This is a genomic window from Thermosynechococcus sp. M98_K2018_005, assembly GCF_015295825.1.
Taxonomy (GTDB): Bacteria; Cyanobacteriota; Cyanobacteriia; order Thermosynechococcales; family Thermosynechococcaceae; genus Thermosynechococcus.
This window is the reverse complement of record NZ_DVEH01000013.1, coordinates 1-13,533: the sequence shown is the minus strand read 5'-3', so window position 1 is coordinate 13,533 and position 13,533 is coordinate 1. Positions and strand designations below refer to the sequence as shown.

15 protein-coding genes are annotated in these 13,533 nt (G+C 55.0%); 10 read left to right on the top strand and 5 right to left on the bottom strand.

Features of this window, described 5'->3' with window-relative positions:
• The first annotated feature begins 206 nt into the window (after window positions 1-206).
• The 3 genes from cysH to IGQ15_RS01780 are packed head-to-tail and all read left to right on the top strand — an operon-like array spanning window position 207 to window position 2,715.
• Window positions 207-947 carry a phosphoadenosine phosphosulfate reductase gene (cysH, locus tag IGQ15_RS01790; protein WP_363315759.1) on the top strand — a complete coding sequence of 247 codons (741 nt, stop codon included), beginning with the start codon at window positions 207-209 and terminating at the stop codon, window positions 945-947.
• A gap of 4 nt (window positions 948-951) precedes the next feature.
• Window positions 952-1,839 (top strand): glycine--tRNA ligase subunit alpha, encoded by an 888-nt coding sequence (gene glyQ / locus IGQ15_RS01785; RefSeq protein WP_297048084.1) that lies wholly within the window; start codon window positions 952-954, stop codon window positions 1,837-1,839.
• Between the two features lie 24 nt (window positions 1,840-1,863).
• Window positions 1,864-2,715, top strand: coding sequence for a polysaccharide deacetylase family protein (locus IGQ15_RS01780; RefSeq protein WP_297048075.1), 852 nt, complete (start codon window positions 1,864-1,866; stop codon window positions 2,713-2,715).
• 23 nt (window positions 2,716-2,738) lie between these two features.
• On the opposite strand, the gene IGQ15_RS01775 is transcribed toward IGQ15_RS01780, so the two are convergent.
• Window positions 2,739-3,251, bottom strand: coding sequence for a hypothetical protein (locus IGQ15_RS01775; protein ID WP_297048073.1), 513 nt, complete (start codon window positions 3,249-3,251; stop codon window positions 2,739-2,741).
• Window positions 3,252-3,342: 91 nt separating this feature from the next.
• Here IGQ15_RS01775 and IGQ15_RS01770 point away from each other — a divergent pair, with 91 nt between their 5' ends.
• The 4 genes from IGQ15_RS01770 to IGQ15_RS01755 are packed head-to-tail and all read left to right on the top strand — an operon-like array spanning window position 3,343 to window position 5,841.
• Entirely contained in the window at window positions 3,343-3,963 is a 621-nt protein-coding gene (locus IGQ15_RS01770) for a flavin prenyltransferase UbiX (protein ID WP_297048071.1), read from the top strand.
• Window positions 3,963-4,478 carry a hypothetical protein gene (locus IGQ15_RS01765; protein WP_297048069.1) on the top strand — a complete coding sequence of 172 codons (516 nt, stop codon included), beginning with the start codon at window positions 3,963-3,965 and terminating at the stop codon, window positions 4,476-4,478. Before IGQ15_RS01770 ends, IGQ15_RS01765 begins: the two co-directional genes overlap by 1 nt.
• A gap of 30 nt (window positions 4,479-4,508) precedes the next feature.
• A complete protein-coding gene (locus IGQ15_RS01760) occupies window positions 4,509-5,171 on the top strand; it encodes an SDR family oxidoreductase (protein ID WP_297048067.1) in 663 nt (220 codons plus the stop codon).
• Between the two features lie 10 nt (window positions 5,172-5,181).
• Window positions 5,182-5,841 (top strand): glycoside hydrolase family protein, encoded by a 660-nt coding sequence (locus IGQ15_RS01755; protein WP_297048065.1) that lies wholly within the window; start codon window positions 5,182-5,184, stop codon window positions 5,839-5,841.
• A 119-nt stretch (window positions 5,842-5,960) separates the two neighbouring features.
• Here IGQ15_RS01755 and IGQ15_RS01750 read toward each other — a convergent pair whose 3' ends face one another.
• Window positions 5,961-6,662 carry a YggS family pyridoxal phosphate-dependent enzyme gene (locus IGQ15_RS01750; protein WP_297048082.1) on the bottom strand — a complete coding sequence of 234 codons (702 nt, stop codon included), beginning with the start codon at window positions 6,660-6,662 and terminating at the stop codon, window positions 5,961-5,963.
• A gap of 117 nt (window positions 6,663-6,779) precedes the next feature.
• Here IGQ15_RS01750 and IGQ15_RS01745 point away from each other — a divergent pair, with 117 nt between their 5' ends.
• Window positions 6,780-8,252, top strand: a complete 1,473-nt coding sequence (locus IGQ15_RS01745; RefSeq protein WP_297048064.1) for a hypothetical protein — start codon at window positions 6,780-6,782, stop codon at window positions 8,250-8,252.
• Window positions 8,253-8,254: 2 nt separating this feature from the next.
• On the opposite strand, the gene IGQ15_RS01740 is transcribed toward IGQ15_RS01745, so the two are convergent.
• The gene (locus IGQ15_RS01740) at window positions 8,255-9,433 is read right to left on the bottom strand and encodes a DNA double-strand break repair nuclease NurA (RefSeq protein WP_297048062.1); all 1,179 of its coding nucleotides are present in this window, start codon (window positions 9,431-9,433) and stop codon (window positions 8,255-8,257) included.
• 117 nt (window positions 9,434-9,550) lie between these two features.
• Here IGQ15_RS01740 and dxr point away from each other — a divergent pair, with 117 nt between their 5' ends.
• Window positions 9,551-10,738 carry a 1-deoxy-D-xylulose-5-phosphate reductoisomerase gene (gene dxr, locus IGQ15_RS01735; protein ID WP_297048080.1) on the top strand — a complete coding sequence of 396 codons (1,188 nt, stop codon included), beginning with the start codon at window positions 9,551-9,553 and terminating at the stop codon, window positions 10,736-10,738.
• A 41-nt stretch (window positions 10,739-10,779) separates the two neighbouring features.
• Entirely contained in the window at window positions 10,780-11,988 is a 1,209-nt protein-coding gene (locus tag IGQ15_RS01730) for a 4-hydroxy-3-methylbut-2-enyl diphosphate reductase (protein ID WP_297048059.1), read from the top strand.
• Here the strand turns inward: IGQ15_RS01730 and rlmB are convergent.
• On the bottom strand, window positions 11,985-12,866 hold the full coding sequence (rlmB, locus tag IGQ15_RS01725) for a 23S rRNA (guanosine(2251)-2'-O)-methyltransferase RlmB (protein WP_297048057.1): 882 nt from the start codon (window positions 12,864-12,866) through the stop codon (window positions 11,985-11,987). The genes IGQ15_RS01730 and rlmB overlap by 4 nt on opposite strands.
• A 29-nt stretch (window positions 12,867-12,895) precedes the next feature.
• Window positions 12,896-13,498 (bottom strand): META domain-containing protein, encoded by a 603-nt coding sequence (locus tag IGQ15_RS01720; RefSeq protein WP_297048055.1) that lies wholly within the window; start codon window positions 13,496-13,498, stop codon window positions 12,896-12,898.
• Between the last annotated feature and the right edge of the window lie 35 nt (window positions 13,499-13,533).

Below are 13,533 nucleotides of genomic sequence, written 5' to 3'. Positions count from 1 at the left end.
CGAATTCAATTTGAAGATAGCCTGAATAAAGGCTGTGTAATGAACAACCAGCCCGTCAAAGAATGAATCACTTCCGCCGTCATTGCTGGTATGACTTGGATTGAAGGGTACCCAATGCCTCGCTAGCGTCAAGGTTGGAGAAATTGTTGGAAGGGGGGCGATCGCCAGGGCGGGGCTTTAGACCCAATTCTTTGGTAAGCTAAAGGATGCTTTCTAAAACCGTACTAAAACCTCCTATGGCTGCATCCGTAAGCTTTGACCTCGATGCCCTGAACCAACGCTTTGAGGGGGCACATCCCCGCGAAATTCTAGCGTGGGCAGTGGCTGAAATTCCCCAAGGGCTGGTGCAGACCAGTGCCTTTAATGTCGATGACATGATGATTACGGATTTGCTCTACCGTGATCTGCGCGCCAATCCGCCAGTGCCCGTTCTCTTTTTGGATACACTGCATCACTTTCCAGAAACCCTTGAATTTGTGCAGCAGGCTCAGGAAAAATACGGTCTGGATTTGCGCACCTACAAAGCCCCCGATGTGGACAGCCGTGAGGCCTTTGCTGCTCGCTATGGCGATAAGCTTTGGGAAACCAATGTTGAGCAGTTTCACCATCTCACCAAAATTGAACCGCTCCAACGGGGCTTGGCGGAACTGAATACTGTGGCTTGGATTACCGGACGGCGTCGGGATCAGGCGGTTACCCGCGCCAATATGCCCTACGTGGAACTGGACAAAGAGGGGCGTCTGAAAATTAATCCCCTTGCTGCTTGGACACGCAAACAAACCTGGGCCTACGTGATGGAGCACGGCGTGATTTACAATCCCCTCCACGATCGTGGCTATGCCAGCATTGGCGATGAACCCCTCACCACCCCTGTAGCCGAAGGGGAAGACGAACGGGCGGGGCGCTGGCGTGGCATGGGCAAAACCGAGTGCGGCATCCACATCTAAGCCCATGTACTTTCAGGACGTTATTGCCACACTGCACCAATTTTGGGCGGCTCAGGGATGCCTGATTGCCCAGCCCTACGACGTGGAAAAGGGCGCCGGTACCAAAAGCCCCCATACCTTTTTGCGTGCCCTCGGCCCTGAACCTTGGGCAGTGGCCTATGTCGAACCCTGTCGGCGACCCGGAGATGGCCGCTATGGGGAGAATCCCAACCGCTATCAGTACTACTACCAGTACCAAGTGCTGATTAAGCCCTCTCCTGACAATATCCAAGAGATCTATTTGGAGTCGCTGCGCGCCCTTGGCATTCGCCCCCAAGAGCATGACATTCGCTTTGTTGAAGACAACTGGGAGGATGCGGCTGTTGGCGCGTGGGGTGTGGGCTGGGAGGTCTGGCTCGATGGTATGGAGGTTACGCAGTTTACCTATTTCCAGCAGTGTGGTGGTCTGGATTGTCGGCCGGTGTCCATTGAGATTACCTATGGTTTGGAGCGCTTGACAATGTACCTCCAAGAGGTGGACGCGATCGCCAGTATCCGCTGGAACTCCACCCTCACCTATGGCGATGTCCATCTCCAAGGGGAAATCGAGCAATCCACGTACAACTTTGAAGCCTCTGACCCGGAACGATTGTTCACCCTTTTTAGTCTCTACCAGCAGGAGGCGGAGCAGCTTCTGGAAAAGCAGTTGGTACTGCCCAGCTTGGATTATGTGCTCAAGTGTTCCCACACCTTTAACCTGCTGGATGCCCGTGGCGTGATTTCGGTGGCAGAGCGCACTCGCTATATCGGTCGCATTCGTGGATTGGCACGGCGCGTCGCCCAAGCCTATGTCCAACAACGGGAAGCCCTAGGATTTCCACTGCTGAAGGAGCCAACGTCGATCGCCCCCTAACTCACCATCACTCAAGGAGCATCCATGGGACGGCAGTGGCACCTGTCGGTGGTCTTGGCCTTGTTTGCCGCATCGGCAATGCTGGCAGCGGATGTGCCGCGCTTTCTCAGTCCTAGCAAGTTTTGGGGGCAGTTGGTCTATCAAGTCAAACCCCTGAAGCCCGAAAAAGTGGTGGCGCTGACCTTTGATGATGGCCCTTGGGGAACCTCAACCCGCCAAGTGCTGCAAATCCTCAAGGAGGAGGATGTCAAGGCCACATTTTTTGTTCTTGGCAAGCACGCCCTCATGTACCCCGATGTCATTGCTGACATTGTCAAAGCGGGCCATGCTGTTGGCAACCACAGTTGGAGTCATCCCTATAAGCCCGTTGACCCTGAAGTAGCCAAGCAAGAAATTGAAAACACCTCTGCGCTCATTGCTAAGCAAAGCCAAGCGCAAACACGCCTTTTCCGCCCACCGGCGGGCAAGTTGACCACGGGTCTAGTGGATTATGCCAAGTCGAAAAACTACGCCATCATCATGTGGTCGGTGGAGACCCATGACACTCGACCCAACACCACAGCGGCGGATATTGTTGAGCGCACCCTCAGGGAAGTCAAAGCGGGCGGCATTGTTTTGCTCCACGATGGCGGTGGCGATCGCACCACTACCCGCAAAGCTCTCCCCACGCTGATTCGTCGCCTGCGGCAAAAAGGTTATCGCTTTGTCACTGTGCCGGAACTGCTGCAACTGGCGGTCAAAGCACCCACGGCGAAGCCTGAACTGCCACCAACGCCCACCCCGGAACCCAATTTAAGTCCAGTTCCCCGACCCACCCCAGAAAGCCTGCCCAGGCCTGAGCAAATGCCTACCCCTCCCAGCAGTGAACCGCAATGAGGCTCACCGCGTCTGTCTCCTCCCTAAGGCTCTAAGGGAAATTCGCTAATCCGTGGCGTCGAGGTACCGTTGAGGGTTTGTCCTAATTGATGGAGGGGTTCATAAACGGGTTCTAAACTGGCTTGGGTGTGGGCGATCGCCCGCAGGAGTTCAGCCGTGAGATATTCCAAGGGATGGGGAGGGGGCGGTTGGCGGCGGCGATACTTGGGGGTGGGCACAAACTCGCTGGCCACAGCTTGAAGTTGGTAGGCCAATGCTTTCACCTTGGCAAGGTACGTCAGGGTTTCCTCAAGGTGCTGGGTAATTTGCTGGTGCTGAACTTGGAGTTGTTGCCACTGTTCGGGGGCGATCGCCCCCGCTGCTGGTTTGAGATCGAGGGGAGTCAAATCCTGAAACAGTGCTTCTAAGTCTGGGGGTTCACTACTCACGAGTCCCTCCAACAACGCCGCATCAAATAACTCCCCGAGCACTTCGGGAGAGACGGCTGCCCACTCACTGGGGGAAGAAAATGCAGGATCAGGAGCTGTCATGGACATTTACCAAGTCCCGTTGGGCGGGATTGCAGTACAGGGGGCAGTTGCCCTAACTTTGTTAACCTTATAACGGTTTGGTTTGGTGATCGCGGTTGTGACCTCCTCTTCTTTGCCAATTGTTTTGGGTGTAACGGGTGCCTCTGGTCTGATTTACGCAGTGCGTGCCATTAAATTTCTATTACAAGCAAACTATCCTATTCAACTAGTGGCATCAAAGGCCGTGCATCAGGTGTGGCAGGCAGAATATGGCCTCACCCTGCCGATTCAGCCCGATAAGCAGGAATTCTTTTGGCGCGAACAGGCGCAAGTCTGGGAAGGTTCGCTGACCTGTCATCGGCCAACGGATGTGGCAGCCGCGATCGCCAGCGGTTCCTTTCGCACCTTGGGCATGGTGATTCTCCCCTGTAGTATGAGTACAGTTGCTAAGTTGGCGGCAGGCCTGAGTTCAGATCTCTTAGAGCGGGTAGCGGATGTCCACCTCAAGGAACATCGTCCATTGGTCTTGGTGCCCCGCGAAACGCCTTTTAGTCTCATTCACCTGCAAAACCTGACCCAATTGGCAATGGCAGGAGCACGAATTGTACCCGCCATCCCTGCCTGGTACCACCGGCCGCAGACCATTGAGGACTTAGTGGATTTTGTGATCGCCCGTGCCCTTGATCAGTTAGGGTTGGATTGTGTGCCTCTGCGACGTTGGCAAGGACCCCTTTCCTAATGCGCGCTTGGATTTATCTGGGGGCGATCGCCCTGCTGACTACACTGGTCGTTCAAAATTGGCAGCCGGTAGTCTCCCTGCGTTTTTTGGGACAGCAAACCCCGGCGCTGCCCCTTGCCGCTTGGATTGTGGTGGCAGCCCTCTCAGGGATTGTGGCGGGGCAGTGTTTACTTTGGCTAACCGCAGAAGCGCCAGCGCCCGTAGCGCGGCCAACCCCGCGATCGCAACCTCTTGAGCCTGATCCCTCGATGCGTCCGCCGGAGGATGAACCAGAGATCGATACCAGGGATGTTGAGGATTGGTTTAGCGAGCCTGAGCCAGCCCCCCGCGAACCAGAGATTCAAGATCGCCCCCGCACGACCTACTCGTACCAATATCGTCCTTCCCGCAAAGCAACTGCCAAAGCACCACCCCCCCCCGCTCAGGTGGTGGATGCCGAATACCGCATTCTGACGCCACCGCCCCCCAAGGACATTCCCCCAGAGGATGAAGCAGACTGGGATATTCCCCTATGATCAAAGGCGTTGCCATCGGAGGGACGTGCTGTGAAGGTTGCAGTCGTTGGTGCCACAGGTCGCACAGGTCATCGCATTGTTAGTGCCCTACAAGCGTCTGAGCATCAGGCGATTGCTGTTGTGCGCAATCCCGCCAAAGCCCAAGGGCGCTGGCCAACGGTGGAAATTCGCACTGCTGATGTCACCCAACCGCAAACGTTACCGCCGGCGCTGCAAGATTGTGACACCGTGATTTGTGCCACGGGAGCCAGCCCCAGCCTCAACCCCTTGGAACCCCTAAGTGTGGACTATCTCGGCACCAAAAATCTAGTGGATGCTGCCAAAGTTGCCGATGTGCAGCAGTTTATTCTCGTGTCGTCGCTGTGTGTCTCGCAATTTTTCCATCCCCTGAATCTTTTTTGGCTGATTTTGTATTGGAAGCAGCAGGCAGAACGTTATCTTCAAGAAAGCGGCCTAACTTACACGATTGTGCGGCCGGGGGGTCTGAAGGAAACCGATGACGGTGGCTTTCCGATCATTGCCCCCGCAGATACCCTCTTTGAGGGGAGTATCGCGCGATCGCGGGTGGCGGAAATCTGTGTGGCAGCCTTGGGCGAGCCAAGTGCCTACAATAAAATCTTTGAAGTGGTGAGCCGTCCCGGTCAGACCCCTGTGGCCTATCCAGAGTTATTCCGCTCAGTTGCGGCGGTGTGAGGATCAGTTGGTGCGTTTTTCTCGATGGTTGCTGGCGATCGCTCTTCTGGTGGGCATGGGCTATTTCTTTTTTGGGTTGCGTTCAAGTGCCTTCCGGTGGTACTGGTACCGCTGGCAACCGGGCCAAATTGCCCCCTTAGTCATGCAGGGGGGTGATCCCTATGTACGGGCACTGATGCGCACTATTTCTGCCAGTGAGGCCAATGACGCCAATCCCTACACGCTGCTCTATGGTGGTGAGCACATCCAAGACCTCAGCCAGCATCCCAATCGCTGTATTCCCATTCGCCGAGGCCCCAATCAGCACCTATGTACCACTGCCGCAGGCCGCTATCAATTTCTCACCACCACTTGGGAAGAAAAAGCCGCCCGCTATCATCCCCAACCGCCGAGTTGGTTTTGGCAGGACTATAGCTTTGCCCCAGAGTATCAAGATCAGGTGGTCTATCGCTGGCTCACAGATGCTGCTGCTTGGGATGCCGATATTCCCCAACTGTTGCGGGAAGGTCGAGTACAGGAAGTTTTTGCCCTACTGTCGGATACATGGACAAGTCTGGGCTACGGCATTGAAAGCAACCTGATCACGCCCCACCTCGAAGAGATTTACCAGCAACTGTTGGCTCAAGAATTAGCTACCTCCCAAACTGCACAATCTCCAGGGAGGAAATAGCTCATGTTCTTGAGTGATATTCATGACTCTTGGAGTATAGCCTATCCCTCTTAGAAATATCTCACTCCCTTTCGAAATAGTTATAGAGATGATTCCCGAACCAACCCCTTCCAAGGGCATTACTCGTGGTGAACTTCTAGCACTGATTGGCGATCGCCAAAAATAGCCGTGCCAATGCGCACCATGGTTGCCCCGGCTTGCACCGCAAGGGAATAGTCTTGGGTCATGCCCATCGAATACTCCTGCCACTGAAGCTGCTGCCACGGTTTTGTACGAAGTTCCTCACCCCAAGCCCGCAATTCTTGAAAGACCTGCAATTGTTCTGAGGGGAGCAACCCCAAGGGCAGAATCGTCATCAGGCCACAGCAGCGCAGATGGGAGAGGGCATCGATTTGGGGCAGGGCTGCTTCCAGTTCCGATCTTTCCCAGCCGTGTTTTTGGGGGTCGGGGCGGAGCTTCACCTGCAATAGACAGTGGGGACTGGGGGCGTCGGCTTCCTTGAGAATGGCATTGATGCGCTCGGCCAACTTCCAGCGGTCAACGGTGTGAATCCAGTCAAAGAGTTGCAGTGCCTGCCGCACTTTATTGGTTTGTAGGTGACCAATCAGGTGCCAGGTAATATCCGTGAGGTCAGCCAATTCAGCGCGTTTGCTGGCTGCTTCCTGCACGCGACTTTCCCCGAAATCCCGAATGCCGGCCTCGTAGGCCGCACGAATAGCGGCCGCTGGCATAAACTTACTCACGGCAATCAGGCGGACATGGGGAGGCAGCGTTGATTTGAGGTGGGTGGCGCGATCGCGAATTTCAGCAGCGGATAACACAGGCAATTTACGGGCAAGGATGCTTTTTGATCCTAAAACTCTGTTGCAAAAAGTGAAACCATGGCAGGATTTTCAGTCTCCTTGACTAGGCTAGAGGGTAGGATTCAGAACAGTGCTATGGCTGTACCCCTCAAGCTCTCCCTTAGCCTTATTGGTGTGCTGGCTCTCGGTACCCTTTTACTGGGGAGGGTGCTCTCCCAAGAAGAAAGTTTTATGTCCTCTGCCCAAGGTCAACCCACTTGGGGGATTGAATCGACCCCCATGCCACCCCCTAAACCCCAACCGCGCGTTTCTGTGGCCGACTACGATCGCTATAACCAAGTGATTGAGCGCACCCGCAGCATGATCCACAACTCGGAGGCACAGCGATTGGCTCAGCAGTATGGTCTGAATATTCTCGACATTACATGGGAAGACACGGCCCGCTACCACAACTCCGCTGTGGGGCCCAATATCAGTGACATGACGATTCAAATCCAACAGTACAACCCCCGCACCAAGCGCTATGAACTGAGTCTGATGCCAGTGATTCGCTTTCCCAACTTTAGCGATCGCACAGCGGATATTCCCCTTGAGCGCTTCTTTATCCTTGTGGGCAATGAAAAGGGCAAGCCACTCCAACGGGTCAACCTCAAGGAATTTCTTGGTAACTTCCGCAACTATCTCCACAACCCGCGATCGTGGGCAGGAAATCGTCGCTCCCTTTTAGCCGATCGCGATAGCCATGTCCTCGTGAGTGCCCAAGCCTGTTTCCTACCCATTCCCCCCCAAGGGGAGGCCACCTTTAATCCCGTCCTCTTTAACTACCAGAGCTACGAAAAAAATCCAGCGGTTTTAGCGATTCTTGTCACCCGCCAAGGCACCAGTGCCACGGTTATTGACAACAAGCGGGATGCCTTTGAAGCGGGGCAAACGTGGGGGCAGCGACTGTTTTTCAACAAGAATGGCGAACGGGCGAGCCTAGTGGGACAACGCGCCAGTGATTTTGGCGTGAAAACTGGCGGTGGCAAGATCACCTCTGCCCAAGCGGAAGCGGCGGGGATGAATATGGTGATGCTGATCCAAGTGCCCCTGAAGCAAGCCCCTCGGCCACGATCCTTCTCAATGCCACTGCTCATGGAGGCCGCACCTAGCGCTAGCGCTAATCGTTCCAATGTTGAGGCGGCAGTAATCAGTTATGGCAAGGTGGAAGGCCCCTTCACCGAAATTGATCACCTGCCCATCGAGCGGGATCCCCGCTTCCCGATCCGCGTCACGGTGCAATTTTATAAAGCCACCGAGAATGGCGTTGTTACCGCCGAGGATATGCGCCACATCAATGATCAAATTGCCAAGGTCTATAGCAATGCCGATTATGTGGGCAGCCTTGTTATTGATGGCAACACGGGGCGCCCCACAGAATACACAGGCAGCAAGCAGGAACCCCCCGGCTGGTGGGACGACTTTTGGCAACGGCACCAACAAAATACTGGTCAAACTCGTGAGGAAGCCCTAGCAATGTTGCGGCGATTGCGGGGCAAAGACTGGATGCCAAGGTCGCAAGGGGAATTGGAACAGGCACTGAAGGCGCTGCAAAATTCGCCCCAATAAAGCTAACGCCGCTGCTGCTTACTTACCCATTTGCGACTAAAGCGCAGTTCCATGCCCACGCCCTCTGCCCAGACTTGCAATTGCTTAAGGAAGGCTTGGCGATCGCTCCCTTGGAGAACGGCCAATTGATCGGCAGCTTCGAGGGCATAGGGATAGCCTTGACCAGTGATCAGTTCGCCGCAGAGCCAGCCAATCACCTGATCCAGTAGGCCGGCTTTGTAGAGCCAGAGGGGGAGTTCTAGACGCACAGGATAGCCTTGATGCGCCTTGAGGTAGCAAAAGCCAATGTCCTTAGCCCAAGCACCATAATTTTCAAGGATGCCGCCGCGATCGCAGATAAACAAGGGGGAGCGATCGCCCCATTGGGTCAAAACAGTGTTCAAGAGTTGGGCATCGGAGAGGTGAGGACTAGGGGCAAGATGATCCAGATGCCCCAAGAGGGTGACTAAATCTCGGGCTTGGGAGCTATCAATGTAGGCGACCACTGGAATGCGTTGCTGCAAACTCGCCTCTAAGGTCTGGCGCAGAGCTGCCACATATCGCCCTTGCCACTCGGGGGCATAGGACTCGACAAACGTGGCCACAAAGGAGCCATCAAACAATAGCAATGCGGGTGCGGTTACCTCGGCCATGCGCTCCCGTAGGGTTTTTAGTTCCAGTTCAAAGCGGCGCAGGTGGATATAGCGTTCGTGGAAGCGATAAATTTGCGGCTGTCGCAACTGTTCTTCTGCTTGGCGCAGTTCGGCTGGTGTAATCAGTTCAAGGACAATTTCCTTAGTGTAGGGGCGATCGCGCCGATGGGGATTGAGAAACCACCCCGCCTGTACCACACCCACGGGCAAAAACAGCTCTTCACTGGGCACAATCTGGGAGCCATCCACCGCTACAGTGGTAACATCCATGAGTTGAGTCATTGCCCACTGCCGCGCCGCCTGACGATGGGGCCACTGTACCCCCAAGGGAATGCGCCACCCCTGAGTCCAAGGTTCAAGGGGACGTGCCCCCCAATCTGTGATCTGCGGATCAATGGCAGCGGTGATGTCGGGAATGGTTTGCTGCTGCCATGTCTTTAGAGCCTGTTGATAAGCCTGTCGCACCTGAGCCAAGGCAGTGTCATAGCTGAGAAATTCAGCCTTTTTATGATTGAGTTGCTGCACCAGTTGGGAAACGGGTAACACCATGACTGGGAAAGACCAGAGAAACGCCTGTTGCTATTCTCAACGGAATAGGTATGGGTTTGCCTTGTGTCCCCTCCTGCGGTAGATATTAAGGTGTCCACTGACCCTCCCCCAAACACTGTGAAGGCACTCAATCTCCTTGGCTCTACTGGCTCCATTGGTACCCAAACCCTTGACATTGTTGCCCAATATCCCGATCGCTTTCGTATCGTTGGCCTTGCTGCCGGGCGCAACTTGGAGCGACTCATTCCGCAAATTCGCCAATTTCAGCCGGAGATTGTCAGTATTGCCGATCCCAAGCAACTGCCGGAGTTAGAGGCGGCATTGGCCGATCTGCCCCAAAAACCGCAACTGGTGGCTGGGGAAGCCGGTATCGCGACGGTAGCGGCCTATGGGGATGCCGATGTTGTGGTAACCGGCATTGTTGGCTGTGCGGGTCTGGTGCCGACGATCACCGCCATTAAAGCGGGCAAAGATATTGCCTTGGCCAATAAGGAAACGCTGATTGCCGGTGGGCCAGTGGTTTTGCCGCTGCTTCAGGAGTACGGTGTCAAGCTCTTGCCTGCTGATTCTGAGCACTCGGCGATTTTTCAGTGTTTGCAGGGGGTGCCCGAGGGAGGACTGCGGAAAATTATTCTCACGGCTTCCGGGGGCGCTTTTCGGGATTGGCCGGTGGAGAAGCTCGCCCAAGTGACGGTGGCGGATGCCCTCAAACACCCCAACTGGTCGATGGGACCGAAAATTACTGTGGACTCGGCAACCCTGATGAATAAAGGCCTAGAGGTGATTGAAGCCCACTACCTCTTTGGCATGGACTACGACAATATCGAGATTGTGATCCATCCCCAAAGCATTATTCACTCGCTGATTGAGTTGCAAGATACCTCCGTGCTGGCGCAGTTGGGTTGGCCAGATATGCGGTTGCCACTGTTGTATGCCCTCTCGTGGCCAGAGCGAATTCCCACGAATTGGTCGGCGCTGGATCTTGTGAAGGCGGGGGATTTGACGTTTCGATCGCCCGATCACCAGAAGTATCCCTGTATGGGACTGGCCTATGCTGCGGGTCGCGCTGGGGGAGCCATGCCGGCAGTCCTAAATGCTGCCAATGAACAGGCGGTGGCGCTCTTTATTGCCGAGGCGATTTCGTTCCTTGAGATTCCCCGCCTGATTGAGATGACCTGCGATCGCTACTCTGCCCAAAACATTAGTAACCCTACCCTAGAGGACATTTTGGCCGCCGATCGCTGGGCGCGAGAAACGGTACAGGAGTTGGCACAACGAGGAGTGAGCCCCATGGTTGCGCTGTAGAGTGTGTCAAAATACCATCAGGCCGCTTCAGAGGAAAAATGATGGATACCCGCGCATTCAAGCGATCGCTACACTGTTCAGAAAACTATCACCGCAAAGGCTTTGGCCACGGTGAGGAAGTGAACCAGCAGCTCCAAGGGGAGTATCAAAGTTCTCTGATTCAGCAAATCCGCGCCAATGGCTATCGCTGGCAGGAGGGGGATGTAACGATTCGCTTGGCAGAGGCCTTTGGCTTTTGTTGGGGGGTAGAACGTGCCGTTGCCTTGGCCTATGAAACCCGCACCCACTTTCCTACGGAGCGTATCTGGATCACGAATGAAATTATCCATAATCCCTCGGTGAATGAGCGCCTGCGGCAAATGGCCGTGGAATTTATCCCCGTGGTCAATGGGGTAAAGGACTTTAGTGAGGTGCGCCAAGGGGATGTGGTGATTTTGCCCGCCTTTGGTGCCAGTGTCCAAGAAATGCAACTGCTGAATGAGCGAGGCTGCACAATAGTCGATACCACCTGCCCGTGGGTGTCGAAGGTGTGGCACAGTGTTGAAAAGCACAAAAAAGTGAGCTTCACCTCGATCATTCACGGTAAGTACAACCACGAGGAAACGATCGCCACCAGTTCCTTTGCGGGAACCTATTTGATTGTGCTCAACCTCGAAGAAGCCCGCTATGTCTGCGATTACATCCTCCAGGGGGGCGATCGCGAGGCCTTCATGGCCAAGTTTGCCAAGGCCTGTTCTGTGGGCTTTGACCCCGATCGCGATCTGGTGCGGGTCGGCATTGCCAATCAAACAACGATGCTCAAGGGCGAAACAGAGCAAATCGGCAAATTGTTTGAACGCACGATGATCCAAAAGTACGGTCCCGATCGCCTCAATGAGCACTTCATGAGCTTCAACACGATTTGCGATGCCACCCAAGAACGCCAAGATGCGATGCTGAACTTGGTCAAGGAACCCTTAGATCTGATGGTGGTAATCGGTGGCTTCAACTCCTCGAATACCACCCACCTTCAAGAAATTGCCATTGAACATGGGATTCCTTCCTACCACATTGATTCTGCCGATCGCATTGGGCCGGGGAATCGCATTGAGCACAAGCCCCTGCATCAGAATCTCACCGTGGCTGAACACTGGCTGCCCGATCGCCCAATCACCATTGGCATTACCTCCGGTGCCTCCACTCCCGATAAGGTGGTCGAGGAAGTGCTCAATAAAATTTTTGCCCTGCGGTCAGCGGCTACTATTTCCTAGGTTGGAGATTCCTGAGTCAAATCCCAAGCGGGCGATCGCTGACAACTGATCTCGTAGAGGGCAATGCCCACCGCCACTGAGGCATTGAGGCTACTGGTGCGCCCCGCCAAGGGAATGGCGACAATTTCATCACAGTGCTTTTGTGTTTGCAGGCTAATCCCTTCCCCTTCACTACCCACCACAAAGACCGTGGGGCGATCGAAGGTGATTTTCGGTAGGGGCACTGCGCCGCGTTCCGAGAGGCCATAGATCCAATAGCCCGCCGCCTTCAGGGTTTCAAGGGCTTGATTGAGGTTGATTACCCGTGCCACCGGTAAATACTCTAGGGCGCCTGCGGCTGCTTTGGCCACCGTTGCGGTAATGCCCACTGCCCGTCGTTGGGGAATAATCACCCCCTGCATCCCGAGCGCCTCGGCGGTGCGGATCATAGCACCCAGATTTTGGGGATCCGTAATACCATCGGCAGCCAAGAGTACCGGTTGATTGACAGTTGCGGCCTTAGCCAAGAGATCCTCAAGGGACCAGTAGTTATAGGCAGCCACCTGAAGGGCGATCCCCTGATGTCGTCCCCGCTGGCACAGTTGATCGAGGCGTTCGGGGGTCACGGTATCAATGATCACCCCCTGCTGTTTGGCTTCATTCAAGCGTTGATGAAAACGCGGATCGTAGCGCAGCGAGGGAATCACCCAGATACGGTTGCAGGGGCGGCCACTTTCAAGGGCTGAGAGCACGGCATGGCGGCCATAGAGGAGTTCGGGGGTATCCTGGGCGGTTGGGGGTGCTTTCCGAATTGGTTGAGCTGGAGTGCGTCGCTGGGGACGAGGAGGGCGGGTCGCTGTCGGGCGATTTTTTTTGCGGGGACGAGGTTTCTCGGTCATGAAGAGTCACTAAAGATTGCAAATCTTCCCTAGGGTGTTCGCTGAAACATCGCAAGGGGGCGATCGCCATCATAGAACGTCAATGTATTTCCCTCAATGCGGTAGCGGTTCGTTTGCTCCAGACTCTGCAAAAACGACATCTCCATCCTTTGCGCCCGTTGGCCAATACAGGCGCGCCGCGTTGTCGCCACTGCCAAAAACCGCAATTGCTGGCCATTGATGCTATAGCCACCGTTAAAGTTATTGCAGCCACTAAAGCCCGTTGCTCGCTGGGCGTTGCTATCAAACTCAATAAACGCCGTGTCCATGGGATTGCGCGGTGGCAGCGGCAGATTGGCTAGGCGCTGAAGTTGCCAGCGGCCACTGAGGGGACTTTCCGTCGCACCCGCTTCAAAGCTCAACAACAGGCGATTGTCCTCAAAGAGTTGCAGCGTATTGCCTTGAATGCGGTAACGGTTGGTGCGGCTCAGCCCCTGTAGCATCTGGGTTTCCACACGCTGAAGCGGTTCTTGGCCGCAGAGGCGTTGGGTGGTGGCTAAGGGAGCAAAAAGCAGACGCGGGCCGTTGGCGGTGTAGCCCCCATTAAAGTTATCTGTGCTATGGTGTAGACAATTGTTACATAAACTCACCATGTTTGGATGTCAGCAAGTTTTGCTCAGCCCCAATA

Bases quoted from the DNA above. Each gene is read 5' to 3' on its own strand.
- cysH (WP_363315759.1), top strand. From the start codon at position 207: ATGCTTTCTAAAACCGTACTAAAACCTCCTATGGCTGCATCCGTAAGC.
- glyQ (WP_297048084.1), top strand. From the start codon at position 952: ATGTACTTTCAGGACGTTATTGCCACACTGCACCAATTTTGGGCGGCT.
- IGQ15_RS01780 (WP_297048075.1), top strand. From the start codon at position 1,864: ATGGGACGGCAGTGGCACCTGTCGGTGGTCTTGGCCTTGTTTGCCGCA.
- IGQ15_RS01775 (WP_297048073.1), bottom strand. From the start codon at position 3,251: ATGTCCATGACAGCTCCTGATCCTGCATTTTCTTCCCCCAGTGAGTGG.
- IGQ15_RS01765 (WP_297048069.1), top strand. From the start codon at position 3,963: ATGCGCGCTTGGATTTATCTGGGGGCGATCGCCCTGCTGACTACACTG.
- IGQ15_RS01745 (WP_297048064.1), top strand. From the start codon at position 6,780: ATGGCTGTACCCCTCAAGCTCTCCCTTAGCCTTATTGGTGTGCTGGCT.
- IGQ15_RS01740 (WP_297048062.1), bottom strand. From the start codon at position 9,433: ATGGTGTTACCCGTTTCCCAACTGGTGCAGCAACTCAATCATAAAAAG.
- IGQ15_RS01730 (WP_297048059.1), top strand. From the start codon at position 10,780: ATGGATACCCGCGCATTCAAGCGATCGCTACACTGTTCAGAAAACTAT.
- rlmB (WP_297048057.1), bottom strand. From the start codon at position 12,866: ATGACCGAGAAACCTCGTCCCCGCAAAAAAAATCGCCCGACAGCGACC.
- IGQ15_RS01720 (WP_297048055.1), bottom strand. From the start codon at position 13,498: ATGGTGAGTTTATGTAACAATTGTCTACACCATAGCACAGATAACTTT.